At 63.9% G+C, this 18750-nt stretch carries 12 protein-coding genes and 1 tRNA gene; 1 reads left to right on the top strand and 12 read right to left on the bottom strand.

The window, feature by feature from the left end; genetic code table 11:
- Position 1 precedes the first annotated feature (1 nt).
- The 10 genes from carA to Uis4E_RS04750 all read right to left on the bottom strand — a co-directional run bounded on the left by carA (position 2) and on the right by Uis4E_RS04750 (position 14164).
- The gene (gene carA, locus Uis4E_RS04795; protein ID WP_423734911.1) at positions 2-1222 is read right to left on the bottom strand and encodes a glutamine-hydrolyzing carbamoyl-phosphate synthase small subunit; all 1221 of its coding nucleotides are present in this window, start codon (positions 1220-1222) and stop codon (positions 2-4) included.
- 186 nt (positions 1223-1408) lie between these two features.
- Complete coding sequence (nusB, locus tag Uis4E_RS04790; protein ID WP_101622084.1) at positions 1409-1822, bottom strand: transcription antitermination factor NusB; 414 nt, start codon at positions 1820-1822, stop codon at positions 1409-1411.
- Positions 1823-1888: 66 nt separating this feature from the next.
- Positions 1889-2446: an elongation factor P gene (gene efp / locus Uis4E_RS04785; protein ID WP_034526990.1), complete on the bottom strand. Its 558-nt coding sequence runs from the start codon at positions 2444-2446 to the stop codon at positions 1889-1891.
- 420 nt (positions 2447-2866) lie between these two features.
- On the bottom strand, positions 2867-7783 hold the full coding sequence (locus Uis4E_RS04780) for a type ISP restriction/modification enzyme (protein WP_165784852.1): 4917 nt from the start codon (positions 7781-7783) through the stop codon (positions 2867-2869).
- Positions 7784-8068: 285 nt separating this feature from the next.
- Complete coding sequence (locus Uis4E_RS04775) at positions 8069-8428, bottom strand: endonuclease domain-containing protein (RefSeq protein WP_101622082.1); 360 nt, start codon at positions 8426-8428, stop codon at positions 8069-8071.
- A gap of 664 nt (positions 8429-9092) precedes the next feature.
- Entirely contained in the window at positions 9093-10292 is a 1200-nt protein-coding gene (tuf, locus tag Uis4E_RS04770; RefSeq protein WP_034526986.1) for an elongation factor Tu, read from the bottom strand.
- Between the two features lie 140 nt (positions 10293-10432).
- Entirely contained in the window at positions 10433-12556 is a 2124-nt protein-coding gene (gene fusA / locus Uis4E_RS04765) for an elongation factor G (RefSeq protein ID WP_101622081.1), read from the bottom strand.
- Positions 12557-12586: 30 nt separating this feature from the next.
- Positions 12587-13057, bottom strand: coding sequence for a 30S ribosomal protein S7 (gene rpsG, locus Uis4E_RS04760; protein WP_034526982.1), 471 nt, complete (start codon positions 13055-13057; stop codon positions 12587-12589).
- A gap of 5 nt (positions 13058-13062) precedes the next feature.
- Positions 13063-13434: a 30S ribosomal protein S12 gene (gene rpsL / locus Uis4E_RS04755; protein WP_003825774.1), complete on the bottom strand. Its 372-nt coding sequence runs from the start codon at positions 13432-13434 to the stop codon at positions 13063-13065.
- A gap of 654 nt (positions 13435-14088) precedes the next feature.
- Positions 14089-14164: transfer RNA gene (locus tag Uis4E_RS04750), tRNA-His, on the bottom strand.
- Positions 14165-15109: 945 nt separating this feature from the next.
- Between Uis4E_RS04750 and Uis4E_RS04745 the strand changes: the two genes are divergently transcribed.
- Positions 15110-16147 carry a threonine aldolase family protein gene (locus Uis4E_RS04745; RefSeq protein ID WP_101622080.1) on the top strand — a complete coding sequence of 346 codons (1038 nt, stop codon included), beginning with the start codon at positions 15110-15112 and terminating at the stop codon, positions 16145-16147.
- Positions 16148-16188: 41 nt separating this feature from the next.
- Here the strand turns inward: Uis4E_RS04745 and Uis4E_RS04740 are convergent, their stop codons facing one another.
- Both Uis4E_RS04740 and Uis4E_RS04735 read right to left on the bottom strand, forming a co-directional pair.
- On the bottom strand, positions 16189-17412 hold the full coding sequence (locus Uis4E_RS04740) for a glycosyltransferase (protein ID WP_101622079.1): 1224 nt from the start codon (positions 17410-17412) through the stop codon (positions 16189-16191).
- Positions 17413-17421: 9 nt separating this feature from the next.
- On the bottom strand, positions 17422-18639 hold the full coding sequence (locus tag Uis4E_RS04735) for a pyridoxal phosphate-dependent aminotransferase (protein WP_101622078.1): 1218 nt from the start codon (positions 18637-18639) through the stop codon (positions 17422-17424).
- Positions 18640-18750 lie beyond the last annotated feature (111 nt).

The following is an 18750-nucleotide window of genomic DNA, read 5'->3' as shown; positions in this document are numbered from 1 at the left end:
ATCACTTACCTTCCTTGGAGTCGGCGCGGGAATCGCGCGGATTGTTCTTCATGAGATCGCAGAATCGGTCGAACAGGTACGCGGCGTCGTGCGGACCGGCGGCGGCCTCCGGGTGGTACTGCACGGAGAACGCGGGGATGTCCACGCACTGCAGGCCTTCGACCACGTCATCGTTGAGATCGATGTGGCTGACGAACACCTTGCCGTACTTGCCGTTCTCGAACGGGGCGTCGACGGTCTCGCCGATCGGCGCGTCGACGGCGAAGCCGTGGTTGTGGGCGGTGACCTCCACCTTGCCGGTGGTGAGGTCCTTGACCGGCTGGTTGATGCCGCGGTGGCCGAACTTCAGCTTGTACGTGCCGAAGCCGAGCGCGCGGCCGAGCAGCTGGTTGCCGAAGCAGATGCCGAAGAACGGGTAGCCGGCGTCGAGGACCTTGCGCAGGAGTTCGACCTCCGGGCCGGCCTGCTCCGGGTCGCCCGGGCCGTTGGAGAAGAAGACGCCGTCCGGGTTCAAGGCGGTCAGCTCCTCGAACGTGATGGTGGAGGGCACGACGTGCACGCGGCAGCCGCGCTCGGCCATGCGGTGCGGGGTCATCGCCTTGATGCCGAGATCGACGGCGGCGACCGTGTACAGCGGCTCCTTGCCTTCGAACTCGCCGCACGGCTCGATGGTGTACGCCTCCTTGGTGGAGACCTCGTCGTACAGGCTCAGGCCCTGCATCTGCGGGGTGGCCTTGACCGCGTCGAGCAGCTCGTCGATGGTCTTGAGGCGGCCGTCCTCGCCGAGGAGCGCGTCGCCGGAGAAGATGCCGGCGCGCATCACGCCGGCGGAGCGCAGGTGGCGCACCAGCTTGCGCGTGTCGATGTCGGCGAGGCCGACGATGCCGTTGGCTTCGAGGTCGCCGTCGAGGCTGCCTTCGGCGCGCCAGTTGCTCACGTTCGGGGAGGGCTCGCGCACGATGTAGCCGGCCACCCAGATGCGGGAGGATTCCGGGTCCTCGTGGTTGACGCCCGTGTCGCCGATGTGCGGGAAGGTCTGCACGACGATCTGACGGTCGTAGCTCGGGTCGGTGAGCGTCTCCTGGTATCCGGTCATGCCGGTGGCGAACACGATCTCACCCGTGGTCGCGCCATGGGCCCCGTAGGGTTCACCCACATACACCTGCCCATCCTCCAGCACAAGGACCGCATCGTCCTTGCCATAGTTCGCGATCTCGCTCACCAAAACCCCCTTTTCGTTCTCGGGTCGTCCATGTTCAAGGGTATCGGCCCGCGCCGACGCACACGCGCAGGACACACGCGTTTGTCGCCGTTCGCGGCCGTTCCGTTCTTGCGCCGGTTGTCGCGCCCGGCCCACGCTCTCATAAAAACGCCTCCCGTGTTGCGGGGAGGCGTTCAAAAGGAAATATCAGTCCAACGGCTTTTCCTTGGCCGTGCAGATCGCGGACAGCAGTCCGTGGATGAATGCGGGGGAATCCCCGTCGCACAGCGTCTTCGCGAGGGACAGCGCTTCGTCGATGGCGACCTTGTCGGGCACGTCGTCGTTGAAGAGGATCTCCCAGGCGGCGATACGCAGGATGTTGCGGTCGATCACGCCCATACGGCGGACCTTCCACCCGGTGGAGTGCTCGTCCAGGGTGGAGTCGATCTCGTGCTGGTGCTCGGCCACGCCCTTGACGATCTCGATGGCGTATTCGGGCAGCGGCGTCTGCGCGCCGGGCGTCTCGATGCGTTCGTCGAGCAGGGACAGGATGTCCTGATCCTTCTCGTCCGCCTCATACAACGTGTTCAGAGCCCTCTTGCGGGCGGTGGAACGTGCCATGCAGCTCTTTCGTCCTTCGTGTCGTCGGTTTACCGGTTGGAACTGGGGTGATCCGCGGGTGGCGGATCAGTTCTCGCGGCCCAGGTAGGAGCCGTCGGTGGTGTTGACCTTGACCTTCTCGCCCTCGTTGATGAACAGCGGGACCTGGATCTCGGCGCCGGTCTCGACGGTGGCCGGCTTGGTGCCGGCGTTGGAGCGGTTGCCCTGCAGGCCCGGCTCGGTGTGGGTGATGGTCAGGACGACGGAGGCCGGCAGTTCGACGCTCAGCGGGGTCTCGTCGTGGAAGGACACGATGCAGTCGGTGCCTTCGAGCAGGAACTTGGTGTCGACGATGGACTTCGGCACGTAGACCTGATCGTAGGTGGTCATGTCCATGAAGACCAGGTTGTCGCCGTCCTCGTAGGAGTACTGGAGGTTGCGGTTGTCGACGGTCTCGAACTCCATCTTCATGCCCGCGTTGAAGGTCTTGTCGACGATCTTGCCGGAGAGCACGTTCTTGATGGTGGTGCGCACGAAGGCGGGGCCCTTGCCCGGCTTGACGTGCTGGAACTTGAGGACGGTCCACAGCTGGCCGTCCAGGTTCAGGACGGAACCGTTCTTGATGTCATTGGTAGTCTGTGCCACGATGTCTCACCTATTTCTAGTGTCGAGGGCTTACCCAAAATTTGCCTACGCCATTATGCCACCACCCCCCTACCGCGCCACACCGGCGGAAACGGAACGGACCGGCGAAGCCGGACAGTATCCTCTCGCCCCGCCGGACGAAACGGACTCGCAAGGCGAGTCGTTTTCTCGCTCCCGCTGGCGGGAAACGGACCGGCACAGCCGGACAGTGTTTCCGCCCCCGCTGGCGGGGGCTGTCCGCGAAGCGGACTGGGGGTGGTCCACAAACCAAACCCAAGCAACAACCACCCTCAGTCAGCCTACGGCTGACAGCTCCCGCCAGCGGGAGCAAAACAACGCCTCGCTCCGCGAGACAGTGTTTTCCGCCCCCGCTGGCGGGGGCTGTCGGCGAAGCCGACCGGGGGTGGTCGGCCCTTACCGTCAGCGCCAGGCGGCGGGCCAGTCGGCGGGCTGGGGCAGCTCCTCCAAGGCGGGCAGTCCGTCCACGATATCCAACGTCTCCATGCTCACGCGGATGACCTTCTCCACCACGTCCACGATGTAGCGCGGATTCTCGGAATACTCGTTCGGATCGTTGACGATGCCGCTCTTCTTGTCGGTGGTGACCTTATACCTATCGATGAGCCAGCCGATCGCGCTCTTGCCGTTGACCACGTACTCGTAGGCACGCAACGGGATGCCCTCGATGGTCAGGTTCTCCGCGACCCTGAGCACGCTGCGGTCCGGCACCTTCTTGCCGGTCTCCGGATCCTTGACCTTCCTCGGATACGTCATCTTCTCGGTGCGTCCCGGGTTCGCCTTGTCGCCGACCTCCATGACCGGCCACGGGTCGATCGACTCGTAGTCGAGATGCAGATGCGCCAAGGCGCGGCCGGCCTTCATGAACGCCGTGAAATCCTTCGCCAACGGGATGCGCGGCAGCTCCTTCTTCAGGTTGTTCGCGAACCGGCGACGGTATTCGGGGCTGTGGAGCACGCCGTACACGTAGTAGAAGACGTCCTCCTTCGAGATGCGCAGGCCCGGGCACGCCTCGCGGAACACCTTCAGACCGGTGTCGGTGATCGCGTCATGACGAACGTACCCATGCTCGTCCGCACCGGACACATCCGACTCCGAGAACAGGCCGCCGTCATCCGACGGCTCGACCTTCTCATACCAATACAGCGGGAAACACTGCGACGTGCTTTGCATGTGGCGATCAGGCACACATTCCGAGATAATGCACGAATAGTCACGACCTGCTGCCGGTCCGACCATACATATTTCCAGATTTTTTGCTCCAGGGTACGGGAACAACTGCGGTTGAAGATAGACGCAATTATTGAACATGGAGTCCATGTACTGCCACTGCTTGAAGAACGGACGGTACATTGCCAATCTGATGTGATTGTTGTTGTACGATGCAGTGCGTTCATGCCTAATATCATCGTAAACTTCACGAGTCCATTTAATTTGTGTCTCGTCCGCAGTCAAAAAGTCCCTTATCGCCGCCGGCTTACCACTTGTCCTCCAACGAGTCAATTCTTCAAGATAAACGTTAATCATTGACTGCATGTTAGCTTCTACTAGCCCGCGTTTAGAGTTGTAGCACCATGCGTCTCTATTTGTGATTACGCCTGAAGACCATGTGGAGAACAGGCCGGTAGGAAGTTTCTTGTTCCCATCCTGTACGCCGGTGGGAATGAATGTGGTGTAGCTGTCGTCTCGTTGATCGAGCCAGTCCCCGTGCTTGTCCGGTTGGAGTTCAATCCATTCCGGGTCATCCTCGGCCACATCCTTGAGGATGTCGAGTTTCTGCTGCCGATTGAGGTAGTCGCCGATGTCCCTGTAATGGATGACACCGTGCTCGGCGGATGCGGGGTTTTTGACGAGCATGGTAATGGCGATGGTGGCTCGGGAGCCGGAGTCGAAGATCTTGCCGCCCTCGCGCCGGGATTCCTCGCCTGAGGTGCGCTGGTTGCCGCGCAGGTTGTATACGTAGATGCTGCTGAACTCGTTGGCGAAGCAGCGGCGCACGCCGGCTCCTGCGGTGCCTTTGAGCCATCCGCCGTTGGTGACGAAGCAGACGATGCCGGAGTCGCCGATGCGGTCGGAGGCCCAGCGGAACGCGCGGATGTAGTGGTCGTACAGCGAGTTGTTGAGCGTGGCGTCGGAGTTCGCCACGTAGGTCTCCTCGACCCGCTTATCCAACGTTGGGTATTTGGTGTTCTGGTTGCCGGTGTTCTCGCTGTCGCCGGCCCTATATGGCGGATTGCCGACGATGACCTTGATCGGCAGAGCCTTCTGCTGTTTGATACGTTCGGTATTCTCGGTGAACACGGTGTCGTCCAACGTGTCGCCATCCTCGTGCATCTGGAACGTGTCCGTCAGGAGCGCACCCGGGAATACCTGATACCCCCCCCCGATTCGCTTGTGGTAGGACTGTTCGATGTTGATGTCCATGATGGTCGCGGCCAGGGGCACGATCTCGTTGGAGTGCAGGTCGTGCGCGTACTTGTACGGCAGATCCTCCACGGAAATCAATGATTCATCCTCGATGAGCCGGCAGATGTACGTGCCGGTGCCCGCGAACCCGTCCAAAACGTGCACGCCGCGAGAACCCAGCGACTGGCCGAACTCGCGCTCCAACGCGCGCTGCACCATGTGCAGCTGCGCATCCACCACTTCGACGGGCGTGTAGACGATGCCCAGCGAGTCGGCGGTGTCCTTGAACGCCTTGGTGAAGAACTCGTTGTAGATCTCCTTGATGAGGTTCTGCTTGGCGACGTCCGTCTCCAACTGGCTCGCCGACAGCCGCACCGACGAGTACAGGTCGCGCAGCGTCGGATTGCTCGTCACCTCCGGCAATCCCGCCTCGTACAGGGCGTTCATCGTCCGGTCAAGACCGCGGACGATGGGATTATGCTCGATGACCTCCTTGTTGGTGAACAAGGTCTGGAAAATCGGCTTCGTCACCTCATGCTGCGCGAGCACGGCGATCGCGTCGACCTCCGAATAACCCGGGTTGAGGCTGTCCTTCAACCCGTCCACGAACTCAAGGAACGAGTCACGTGCGGGGCCGGGCTGGTCGACGAGCGTGTAGATGGCTTCGGCGCGACGGCGGGTGATGGCCGCGATGTCGTCGGTCCACTCACCCCAGTAGATCTTCGTGCCGCACTTGCGCACGATCTGCGCGTTGATGGCCTTCGCCATCTCCCCCAATTCGAAATCCAATTCCGGCTGGAAGCCCCTGCCGTCATCATTCGAACCGGCATCGTCACCGGACCCACCGCCGGCGTTGCCGTCGTCGCCCGTCCGCTCACCGCCGCCGACGCTCGTGGTCTTCCGTCCGGAACGCTTGGACCTGCGCAGTTTCGACTCGTCCAGCACCTCGACCTCGATGATACGCTTCAACGAATCCTCGTCACCGAGCGCGGCCGCATTGATGATCGCGTCCAACCGTTCGTCGTGACTGCGCAGGGCACGCACGACCTCCCAGACGACCTCATACACGCCGGAGGAGAGAATCGAATCCGGGTCGGCGCCCAGCGGGATGACGACCGGGATGATGATATACCCGTACTCCTTGCCGGGGGCCTTGCGCATGACGCGGCCGACGGACTGGATGATGTCCACGCGGCTGCGCCGCGCGTTCAGGTACATGACCGCGTCCAGATCGGGCACGTCGATGCCCTCCGCAAGGCAACGAGCGTTCGAGAGGATGTGGCACTCATTGTCCGCGGTCTCGGCGGCCAGCCAGTCGAGCTTGCCGCGGCGGGTGGCCGCGTCCATGCCGCCGTCCACGTGGTCGATCTCCACATGTACCTCGTGATTGGCGGCCTTCACGGCCTTGTTCGCGTCGGTGTCCTCAAGGTTGCGCGTGTAGTCGTCGATGACGGTACGGAACTTCGCGGAGAGCGCCTTCGAATCCTTGATGCTCGCGGCGAACGCGATCGCATGGTGCAGGACGCGTTTGGAATCGTCCGGCGCGGTCTCGGCGGCATGCCTGCCGCGCGACACGAGCTCGTCCACGCTCTTGGAGTGCCGCCGGTCGAACAACGCCTTCCAACAGCCGACGAACTTGGCCGCGTCGTCCAACGGGATCTCGGAGTCCTTCGCGCCATACTGCTTCTGCATGACCGAGCCCATCATGCTTTCCGCGACCTGCATGACCACGATCTTGTAGTCCGTGAGCAATCCCAAGTCCACGGCCTTGCCGAAGCTCAACCGGTAGGCGATGCGGCCGTACACGTTCTCGTCGTCCATGCTGGCGATCTCGATGGCGCCTTCCTTGGCCTTGTTCTTCGCGCCCTCGCCGTAGATGCGCGGCGTGGCCGTCATGTACAGGCGCTTCGCCGAGTGGATGAAACCGGCGTCATGGATCTTCTGGAACGCGGCCTCCCCGTCCATCACACCGGTGGTGCGATGCGCCTCGTCGCAGATCGTCAGATCGAAATCCGGCAGGCCGAGCCGCTGCGCATCGTGGATGACCTGGATCGACTGGTACGTGGAGAACACGACGTTCAACGCGTCCTCGCGCGGCCTGAACCGGTTGGCGACCGTCTCCGCGTTCGTCGTCGCCGGGAACGGGATGTCCGTCAACTGTCCGTAGGATTCCCGGTCGGATTTGCTCAGCTTGCTGGCCTTGCCGTCCGAGCACACCACGTACACGTTGATGCGGCGGCGGGTCTGGTTCACCCAGTCGCGCATCGACTGCGACACGAGGGAGATCGACGGCGCGAGGAACAGGACCGTACCGCCCTCACCCGTCATCTCCTCGGTCAGACGCAGCGAGGTCAACGTCTTGCCGGTGCCGCACGCCATCACCAGCGAACACCGGTCATGATCCGCAAGCTCGGTCTTCACCGCGTCGATGGCCTCACGCTGGTGAGGGCGCGGATCAAAGGTCACGCGGGCCGAGGATTCCGTGCCGTCGATGAACGCGCCCCAGTCGAGATTCGACCCGCGCATCGTGTCCAGATCCAACCGGACCATATCCCTGTCCGGATGGGACAGCATGAAATCCTCAAGCACGCTCGTATATCCGGAGGTCGTGTCGGCGAGCATGTAATGCTGGTAGCGGTCATCGGCGAGGGCGTTCATGAAGAACGTGGACACGTCGCCCGCGGCGAGCTTCGGCTTCGAATAGCATTTCGCCTGAATCGCCCAATACGAGCCGTCCGCGTCCTCGGCGACCAGGTCGATGCCCGTGTCCATCGTGCCGTCGTTCGTGGGCGCCTCGTCCCACAGCCACACCTGCGTGATGCGCTCCAGCCATGAAGGATCATGTTCGAGGAAGAACTCGACGGCACGCTCGAAACGGGTACCCTGCTCGCGCTTGTCAACCGATTCGGACACGATCGCCGTGAAAATCTCGTCAATACTCACTTCTGAAGGCTCCCTCGTCGCTCTGCCAATGCACACCACAATACCGTCGGCACCCCACCCCGGCAAAGAACATGGACTCGCTACGCGAGACAGCGTTTCCGTCCCGCCGACGGAAAACGGACCGACACAGCCGGACAGCATTCTCGCCCCCGCCGGACGAAACGGACTCGCTACGCGAGACAGTGTTTTCCGCCCCCGCCGGCGGGGGCTGTCCGCGAAGCGGACTGGGGGTGGTCCAGCACCGCCAGCGAAGCATCACATCGACACACGTTCTCGCACGTTTCTGTCGATGTCCTCGCAGACCGCGCCGAAATGTCGGTCGACATCGAGGTTCGAGTAACGGAGCACATGGAGTCCAAGGCCGTTCAGCTCGGCGGTACGATGCCGGTCGGCCAACCGTTGCTCCTCCGTGTAGTGTCCTCCGCCGTCGAGCTCGACGATGAGCTTGGCTTTGTCACAGTAGAAATCGACGATGTAGTCGAGTATCGGCTTCTGCCGTTGCCAGCGGAACGGATACGTGCGGAGATAATCGGACCAGAGTCTACGTTCCCATGGGGTCGCGTTGGCGCGTAGCCGCCGCGCGAGAGGCACATTGGCTTTGTTATAGGGAAGCATGTTTCCCAGTGTAGGCGCGTGCGGGATAGGAACGAGCCCCGTGCGCCCGCCGACGGAAAGAGGCACAGCCTCGCGGAGCAAATCCGCACCTCAGCGGGGGGCACAACGACACAGCCTCGCGAAGCAAGTCCATATCCCCGCTCCCGCTGGCGGGAGCTGTCAGCCGAAGGCTGACTGAGGGTGGTCACCCTCCAGCTAAACCTTCCAGCTAAACCGGAAACCACCCCCAGTCGGCTACGCCGACAGCCCCCGCCAGCGGGGGCACAATGGCACAGCCTCACGGAGTGAATCCGCACCTCAGCGGGGGCACAACGACACAGCCTCGCGAAGCGAGTCCATATCCCCGCTCCCGCTGGCGGGAGCTGTCAGCCGAAGGCTGACTGAGGGTGGTCCACCTTCCAGCTAAACCTTCCAGCTAAACCGGAAACCACCCCCAGTCGGCTACGCCGACAGCCCCCGCCAGCGGGGGCAAACAACACAGCCTCGCGGAGCAAGTCCTAATCACCGCCAGCGGAGCGAAACAATGCAGTCTCGCGAAGCGAGTCCGTTTTTCACGAGCAAGTCCGTGTGCATCGTTGGAATACGAAAGAACCCCGGAACCGATTGGGTTCCGGGGTTCTTCAGTACGCTAGTTCAAGCGTGTCGAAGATCTCTCTGATGGGAATCAGGCGAGGATCTTGGTGACACGGCCCGAGCCGACGGTGTGGCCACCCTCACGCACGGCGAAGGTCAGGCCCTCCTCCATAGCGATCGGCTGGATCAGCTCGACGGTGAAGGTCGCGTGATCGCCCGGCTGGACCATCTCGACGCCTTCCGGCAGCTCGATGACGCCGGTGACGTCGGTGGTGCGGAAGTAGAACTGCGGACGGTAGTTGGAGAAGAACGGCGAGTGACGGCCACCCTCATCCTTGGTCAGGACGTAGACCTCACCCTCGAACTTGGTGTGCGGGGTGACGGAGCCCGGAGCAGCCACGACCTGGCCACGCTCGACGTCCGTACGGCCGAGGCCACGGAGGAGCAGACCGGTGTTGTCGCCAGCCTCGCAGGAGTCCATCGTCTTGTGGAAGGTCTCGATGGAGGTGACGGTGGTGTTCTGGGTCGGGCGGATGCCGACGATCTCGACCGGGGTGTTGACGGCCAGCTGGCCACGCTCAACACGGCCGGTGACGACGGTACCACGGCCGGAGATGGTGAAGACGTCCTCGATCGGCATCAGGAACGGCTTGTCGAGGTCGTGGACCGGGGTCGGGATGTACTCGTCGACGGCGTCCATGAGCTTCTTGATCTGCTCGACCCACTTCTCGTGGTCCGGAGCGTCGTCGTGCAGCGCGCCGTAGGCGGAGACGTGGATGACCGGGCAGTCACGATCGAAGCCGTTCTCGTCGAGGAGGTCACGGACCTCTTCCTCGACGAGCTCGATGAGCTCCTCATCGTCGACCATGTCGCACTTGTTCAGGGCGACCAGAATCTTCGGGACGCCGACCTGACGGGCGAGCAGGACGTGCTCGCGGGTCTGGGCCATCGGGCCGTCGGTGGCGGCCACAACGAGGATGGCGCCATCCATCTGGGCGGCACCGGTGATCATGTTCTTCACGAAGTCGGCGTGGCCCGGGCAGTCCACGTGAGCGTAGTGACGCTTCGCGGTCTGGTACTCGATGTGGGCGATGTTGATGGTGATACCGCGGGCGGCCTCTTCCGGAGCGGAATCGATCTGGTTGAAGTCGTACTCCGGGTTGACATCCGGGTACTCCTCGTGCAGAACCTTGGAGATGGCCGCGGTCAGGGTCGTCTTGCCGTGATCGACGTGGCCGATGGTGCCGATGTTAACGTGCGGCTTAGTACGCTCGTACTTTTCCTTTGCCATTACTTTGTCCTCCTGGACGTTTCGTAGGTTTACTGGGTTTCTGGGTTTCGTGCCACATTGAAAGGAGCCAGAACCCAGTCAGCGGTACACGATATTACCGCTGACTGGAGACGTGGCGCAAATCAACGCAGCTACGCGTGTCACTCGCCGCGCTGGGCCTTGATGATCTCGTCGGAGACGCTCTTCGGCACCTCGGCGTAGGAGTCCATCTGCATGGTGAACATGGCGCGGCCCTGGGTCTTCGAGCGGAGGTCGCCGATGTAGCCGAACATCTCGGACAGCGGGACCTTGGCGTCGATGACCTTGACGCCGGTGGCGTCGGTCATGGACTGGATGTTGCCACGGCGCTGGTTGAGATCGCCGATGACTTCGCCCATGTAGTCCTCCGGGGTACGGACTTCCACGGCCATGATCGGCTCGAGGATGACCGGCTTCGCCTTCGGGGCGGCTTCCTTGAAGCACATGGAGCCCGCGAGCTTGAAGGCCATTTCGGAGGAATCGACCGGGTGCATCTGGCCGTCGGTGACGGTGGCCTTGACGCCCACGACCGGGAAGCCGGCGAGAATACCGGATTCCATGGCTTCCTTGACGCCGGCCTCGATGGACGGGATGAACTCCTGGGAGATGTGGCCGCCGGTGACGGCGTTCTCGAACTCGAAGGTCTTGCCCTCGGTGGTCTCGAGCGGCTCGAAGTTCATCAGGACCTTCGCGAACTGGCCGGAACCACCGGTCTGCTTCTTGTGCGTGTAGCCCTGGTCCATGACGGCCTTGCGGATGGTCTCGCGGTAGGCGACCTGCGGCTTGCCCTGGGTGCACTCGACCTTGAACTCGCGACGCATGCGGTCGACGATGATGTCGAGCTGGAGCTCGCCCATGCCGGCGATCAGGGTCTGGCCGGACTCCTCGTCCGTGGTGACCTGGAACGTCGGATCCTCTTCGGCCAGCTTGGCGAGGGCGATGCCCATCTTCTCCTGGTCGGCCTTGGTCTTCGGCTCGACGGCGACCTGGATCACCGGATCCGGGAAGGTCATCGAGTTGAGGGAGATCGGAGCGTCCATGGCGCACAGGGTGTCGCCGGTGGTGACGTTCTTCAGGCCCACGAAGGTGTAGATGTTGCCGGCGTCGGCCACGTCGACCGGGTTCTCCTTGTCGGCGTGCATCTGGAAGATCTTGCCGATGCGCTCCTTCTTGCCGCGCGTGGAGTCGAGCACGTTGTCGCCCGGCTTGACGGAGCCGGAGTAGACGCGCACGAACACGAGCTTGCCGTAGAACGGGTGCGTGGAGATCTTGAAGACGAGGGCCGCGAACGGATCGGACTTGGTCGGCTTGCGGTCGATCTCGACGGACTCGTCGCCGGGCTTGAAGCCCTTGATGGCCGGCACGTCCTCCGGGGACGGCAGGTAGTCGACGACGCCGTCCAGCATCGGCTGAACGCCCTTGTCCTTGAAGGCGGAACCGCAGAAGACCGGGAAGGCCTTCTTCTCGATGGTGAGCTGGCGGACGCCCGCGCGGATGTCCTCCTTGGACAGGTCGCCGTCCTCGAAGAACTTGTTCATCAGGTCGTCGTTCGCCTCGGCGGCGGCCTCGACCAGCTGCTCGTGGTACTCGTCGGCCTTGTCCTTCAGGTCGGCCGGGATCTCGGTGGTGTCGTACTTGGCGCCGAGGTTGTCGGTGCCGTTCCACACGTAGGCCACCATCTCGACCAGGTCGACGACGCCGGTGAAGTCGTTCTCGGCGCCGATCGGCAGCTGCATCACGATCGGGGTCGCGCCCAGCTTCTCCTTGATGGTGTCGACGGAGTAGTAGAAGTTCGCGCCGAGCTTATCCATCTTGTTGATGAAGCAGATGCGCGGCACGCCGTACTTGTCGGCCTGACGCCACACGGTCTCGGACTGCGGCTCCACGCCCTCCTTGCCGTCGAAGACGGCGACGGCGCCATCGAGCACGCGCAGGGAGCGCTCCACCTCGGCCGTGAAGTCCACGTGGCCCGGGGTGTCGATGATGTTGATCTGGAACTTGTCCTTGGTGTCGTGGGACTGACGGCTCCAGAAGCAGGTGGTGGCGGCCGACTGAATCGTGATGCCGCGCTCCTGCTCCTGCGCCATGAAGTCCATCGTCGAGGCGCCATCGTGGGTCTCACCGATCTTGTAGTTCTTACCGGTGTAGTACAGGATGCGCTCGGTGGTGGTGGTCTTACCGGCATCGATGTGGGCCATGATGCCGATGTTGCGGACGAAATGAAGGTCCGAAAGCTCTGCAGCCATCTTTATCCTTAGTCTTCCTCAGGCGAGTGATTACCAGCGGTAGTGGGCGAAGGCCTTGTTGGCCTCTGCCATCTTATGAGTATCCTCGCGACGCTTGACAGAAGCGCCGAGGCCGTTGGAGGCGTCCAGGATCTCGTTGGCGAGACGCTCGGCCATGGTCTTCTCGCGACGGGCGCGGGAGAAGTCGGTCAGCCAGCGCAGGCACAGCGTGTTGGCGCGGTTCGGCTTGACCTCGACCGGCACCTGGTAGGTGGCGCCGCCGACGCGGCGGGAACGCACCTCGAGGGACGGGCGGATGTTGTCCAGCGCGCGCTTGAGGACGGCGACCGGCTCCTGGTCGGTCTTCTCCTTGACCATGTCGAGCGCGGAGTAGACGATGTCCTCGGCGATGGACTTCTTGCCGTCCAGGAGGATCTTGTTGATCAGCTGCGCGACGACGGTCGAGCCGTAGATCGGATCGGGCAGCACGACGTGCTTCTTAGCGGGTCCTTTACGTGACATATCTCTTACTTCGCCTTCTTTGCTCCGTACAGGGAACGACCCTGCTTGCGGTCCTTGACACCCTGGGTATCGAGCGCGCCACGCACGATGTGGTAGCGCACGCCCGGCAGATCCTTCACACGGCCGCCGCGCACGAGCACGATGGAGTGCTCCTGCAGGTTGTGGCCCTCGCCCGGGATGTAGGCGGTGACTTCGATGCCGGAGGACAGGCGGACACGGGCGACCTTACGAAGCGCCGAGTTCGGCTTCTTCGGGGTGGTGGTGTAGACACGGGTGCACACGCCGCGACGCAGCGGGCTGCCCTTCAGCGCCAAAGTCTTCGACTTCTTCGGCTTCGGCGAACGTCCCTTACGGACGAGCTGTTCGATAGTAGGCAACTTGAATTCTCCGATTCAGTGTTATCTCTTGGTTCCGTGAGGCCCGCAGCACCGTGAGCCATACTCCCCCGAGCATCCGGAAACCAATCCGAATCGGAAAGTCAGCCACTGCCCACCGGCCCGATGGCCCGTTCCTCTCTCGCCGCCGCATTGCTGCGCGCGATCCATGCGATTCACGGGATATCCCAGCGCCGTACTCCTGTCACATAAGGCGTACCGCTGGCACACACGAATATCCATATTACGAACCGCCCGGACAACGACACGCCACACCCCGGCCCCGACGACGACCCGCCCCATCCCGCTTCCGCTGACTCCGCCCCATCCCGCTCCCGCCGGCTCCGCACCGTCCCGCTCCCGCTGGCGGGAGCTGTCAGCCTTCGGCTGGCTGAGGGTGGTCTACGGATGGATTGGCGGGACCACCCCCAGCCGGCTTCGCCGCCAGCCCCCGCCAGCGGGGGCAAAGCACGGTGGAGGAGACGGCGGCTGCACCACATGCGCCGGCCCTCGCCGATGGGAGGCAAGACACTGCGGTCTCGCTTCGCGAGTCCGTACCGTCCCGCTCCCGCTGGCGGGAGCTGTCCCGCGCAGCGGGACTGAGGGTGGTTTCCGCGGACAAAACGAAAGACCCCGAGGTTTCCCTCGGGGTCTTGGTGGGGTGGCTAACGTGGCTCGAACACGCGACCTTCTGAACCACAATCAGATGCTCTACCAACTGAGCTATAGCCACCATTGTTCTCGACCCGCTCTCGCCGGCCGGCAACGAGTGAATACAATACAGGAGTTTCCGCCGTTGTCCAACTACGGCGTGTCGCCTGTGTTTCCAAGGGTTGAAAGTATATATACGCCAAGAGCGCGATGAAGGAAAGCATGTAATCATCCACGAAATCACGGAACCCCGCGCCACGTCGCATTTACAGACAATCACCGCCCCACGCAACCGCTCGCATGCGCACATGAGAACGGTCACATTGTTCGTTCATGTTCATTTCAATACGACCTCTCAGCCCTACTGCCGATTGGCTTTCCGGCGTGTCGAGACGTGCGGCATGTTCGGTTTTTGGTATACTTACCAGTGAAGGCCGGAGTTTAAGATCGGCCGGGAATCCGGCAGGTCGCAACGAAGCGCAGAAAGCCGTAAGGCCGCAGGCGCAACGCCTTCGAGATAACTGAACAGCGATCGATGGTGAATTCACCGAGGCGCGGCATGGCAGCACGGCGCAAGCGCCGGGCCGCGAAGAAAAACACGTGTACTGGTTGTTTGTGGTTCATCATTGCAAGGAGGCCGCGCAAGGCGGCGCGGCGAAAGCAGCAAAGCGTACCATCGCCTCCTTCCCCAACAGATGGCCCCCGGAACTTCTTCCCTTCGGTTCCGGGGGCCATCTTCTTTGTGCGGGGTACAGGGGCCCGCACCACCACCCTCAGTCAGCCAGAGGCTGACAGCTCCCGCCGGCGGGAGCGAGTACGCCGCGGCGGCAGGTTCCGTAGACCACCCTCAGTCCCGCTGCGCGGGACAGCTCCCGCCAGCGGGAGCAAAGCGGTACGGACACGCTCGGTCATGCAGACCACCCTCAGTCCCACTGCGCGGGACAGCTCCCGCCAGCGGGAGCGAAGCGGTACCGGCGGAAGCGATATACAAGCTTCAGCGTGAGCGGATGCGCACTACACTGGCACCATGATTTCCTTCGAGAACGATTATTCGCGCGCGGCGCACCCGGCGGTGCTCGACGCGATCGCCCGCATCAACGAGAACCTCTACCCCGGCTACGGCATGGACCCGATCTGCGAGCGCGCCAAGGCGAAGATCCGCGAGGCGTGCGCCCTGCCCGAGGCGGACATCCACTTCCTGGTCGGCGGCACGCAGACCAACCAGGTCGTCATCGACGCGGTCACGCCGCCGTATGCGGGCGTCGTCGCCGTGGAATCCGGCCATCCGAACGTGCATGAGGCGGGCGCCATCGAGTATTCCGGCCACAAGGTGCTCACGCTCCCCCATCACGACGGCAAGATGGACGCGGCCGAACTCGACGAATACTGCGCGACCTTCTACGCGGACGGCAACCACGACCACATGGTCTTCCCCGGCTGCGTCTACGTCTCCATGTCGACCGAATACGGCACGGTCTATTCGAAGGCGGAGCTCGAGGCCATCGCCGACGTCGCGCACCGCTACGACATGCCGTTGTTCGTCGACGGCGCGCGTCTCGGCTACGGCCTGACCGCGACCGGCTGCGACATGACGCTGCCCGATCTCGCCCGCATCGCCGACGTCTTCTATATCGGCGGCACGAAGGTCGGCGCGATGTTCGGCGAGGCGGTCGTGTTCGCGAACCGCGACGCGCGTTCCGCGGCGCCGCGTCATTTCCTCACCGAGATCAAGCAGCATGGCGCCCTGCTCGCGAAGGGCTTCCTGCTCGGCGCGCAGTTCGACGCGCTGTTCACCGACGACCTGTACTTCCGCATCGCCCGCAACGCGAACGTGCAGGCGGACCGTATCCGCGCCGCACTGCGCGCCAAGGGCTACACGCTCACGTTCGAAGCGCCGACGAACCAGATCTTCGTCACGCTCGACCGGCCGACGATCGACCGTCTGGAGCGTGACGTGCGTCTCGGCTTCATGGAGAAGGCGGACGAGTCGCACACGGTGATGCGCATCTGCACGAGCTGGGCGACCACGGACGAGGAGACGGACCGGCTCATCGCCCTGCTGTAGCGGCCCTGCCGAGACCGCCCCGCCGCGATCGCCCCGCCGCGTCACGCCCCCGCCGTGGCGATCGCCTCGCGTTCCATGTCGACGAACCGGTGGACGGACGCCTCCACCGAATAATGCTCGCGCGTGTGCTCGGCGTACACCGCGCCCCACCGCGCGAGCTCGTCCGGATGGTCGATCCACCAGTCGATGCGACGCGCGAGCATCGCCGCGTCGCGCACCGGGAACAGCGAGGCGTCGGTCAGCGCGAACTGGCTCGCCGCGGACAGTTCCGACGCGGCGATCACCGGCACGAGACCGCACGCCATCGCCTCGATGACGCTCACCGATTCGATGTCGGCGATCGAACAGTGCACGAACAGGTCGCACGAGCGCAGCAGCGCCGGCATGTCGGCGTTGCGGTGGAATCCGATGTCCGCCTTGCGTTTGAGGCGACGGTTCGCACGGAACGTGAGATACCGTTTGAGCGGACCGGTGCCGGCGATGACCAACTGGACGTCGCTCGCGTGGCGGCTCATCGAGATCGCCTTGATGAGCGTGATCTGATCCTTCTCGTGCGCGAGCCGGCCGGACGCGACGACCCGGAACGGCACGTGCGCGGGCGCGTCCGGGTCGAACGGCTCGCGCGCGGTGAACCGCGGCGCGTAGCCGTTCGAGATCACGTGCATCGTCCCCTTGTAACCGTGTTCGCGCAGCAGACTCGCGGTCATCTCGGTGGGCGTGTGGATGTGGTCGACGCGCTTGTACAGCCACTGGCGGAACAGCCAGTAGAGGAACCGCTCCATGCCGGGGATGTAGCGCAGCGGTCCGGCCGAGTAGAGCACGTTCTCCGGCTGCAGGTGGAATCCGGCGGTCACGGGGATGCCCATCTGGCGTGCGACCTTGGCGGCGCGGCGCCCGAATTTGAACGGCATGTAGATGTGGACGACGTCGACGCCCTGGAACGCGGTGCGGAACAGCGTGTCGCTCGGTTCGGCGAACTGCATCTGCTGTTTGGCGGCCACCCAGGAGACGAGCGGCACCTTGTTGACGCGTGCCGGCCAGTCGGGCGCGCCAACGCCGACGAGACGCACGTGGTGCCCCTGCCGTTTCAGTTCGGCGGCCCACTGGAGCGCCGAATTCGACGTGCCGTTGCCCTGGTTGCCGACCGTGTCGACCACGAGGGCGATGGTCAGCGGACGGTCGATGTCCTCCTCGACGATCGGCGTCCGTCCGGGCGTCTTCCCGGTCGGCGGTTCCACAAACTTCTCCGGTTCCTGTTCTCGCATTGCTCCAGTCTATGCCAGCGCGCGCGTGATGCGCGACACCGCCTGGTAGAGGTCGCGTTCCGGTTTCAGCAGGCTGAACCGCACGAATCCGTCCGACGCGGGGCCGAAGCACGATCCGGGCATGACGGCCACACCCGCATGCTCGATGAGCCATGCGGTGAACGCGTCCGACGTGCCGCGCCCGTCCGGCACGCGCGCCCACAGGAACAGCCCTCCGCGCGGCGGCGCCACGTCAAGCCCCGCCTCGCGCAGTCCGTCGACGAGCACCTGCGCGCGATGCCCGTAGCTCGCGCCGAGCGCCGCGACGGACCGCAGGTCGCCGCTCAGCGCAACCGCGCCGGCGCGCTGCACGACGCTCGGCGCGAGCACCGTGGTCTGCTGGTGGACGGCCTTCGACGCGGCGAGGATCGCGGCGTTGCCGGCGATCCAGCCGCCACGCCACCCGGCGACCATGAACATCTTGGACAGCGATCCGAGTTCGACGGCCACGTCGAGTGCGCCCGGCGTGGCGAGGATGCTGGGCGACGGCGTGTCGCCGAATTCGATGCCCGCGTAGGCGAAATCGTTCATCACCGCGAACCGGTGCTCGTGCGCGAGCGCGACGACACGCCCGTAGAAATCGGAGGTGGCGACCGCGCCGGTGGGATTGTTCGGATAGTTGAGGATCAGCAGTTTCGCCTCGTCCCACAGGTTCGGGTCGACGGCGTCAAGGTCCGGCAGGTAGTCGTGCGCCGGGTCCGCGGGGATCGTGACGAACCGGCCCTTGGCGACGGCGGTGGAGCCCTCGTACTGCGGATAGTACGGGTCGACGGCCACGACCGTGTCGCCTTCGTCGATGAGCGCCTCGATGACGGTGGAGATGCCCACCGACGCGCCGGCGGTGGCGAGCAGGTGCGCGCGCGGGTCGAGCGCGACGCCGTGGCGTTCCCCGTACCAGCCGGCGATCGCGTCGAGATAACCGGGAACGCCGTCGAACGCGGGATAGCGGAACAGGGACGGGTCGTGCGCGGCGTGGGCGAGCGCGTCCTGCATGAACGCGGGCGGCGCGCCGTCCGGATTGCCTTTGGACAGGTCGATGACGTCATGCCCGGCGCGGATGGCGGCGGCGGTGCGCGCGTCGGCCTGAGCGAACGGGTTCGGCGGGAGTCCCGCCGCCCTGCGTGAGATCAGACCTGCGATCGGATCGACGGTCCGGCTGCCTGCGGGCGACGGATTCCCTTCCCCCATCTCCAACTCCCTTTCTTCCCCTTCAGGAAACGTTGGCCCGATCGTTTATTCCCAACCGATCGGTGATATTCACGGTACGCCGAGGGGCGGCGTGCGGCAACGGCGTGTCTA

It is taken from the genome of Bifidobacterium parmae, assembly GCF_002860365.1.
GTDB classification, from domain to species: domain Bacteria; phylum Actinomycetota; class Actinomycetes; order Actinomycetales; family Bifidobacteriaceae; genus Bifidobacterium; species Bifidobacterium parmae.
Note: the sequence above shows the minus strand (reverse complement) of the source record. Positions and strands in the feature narration are given on the sequence as shown.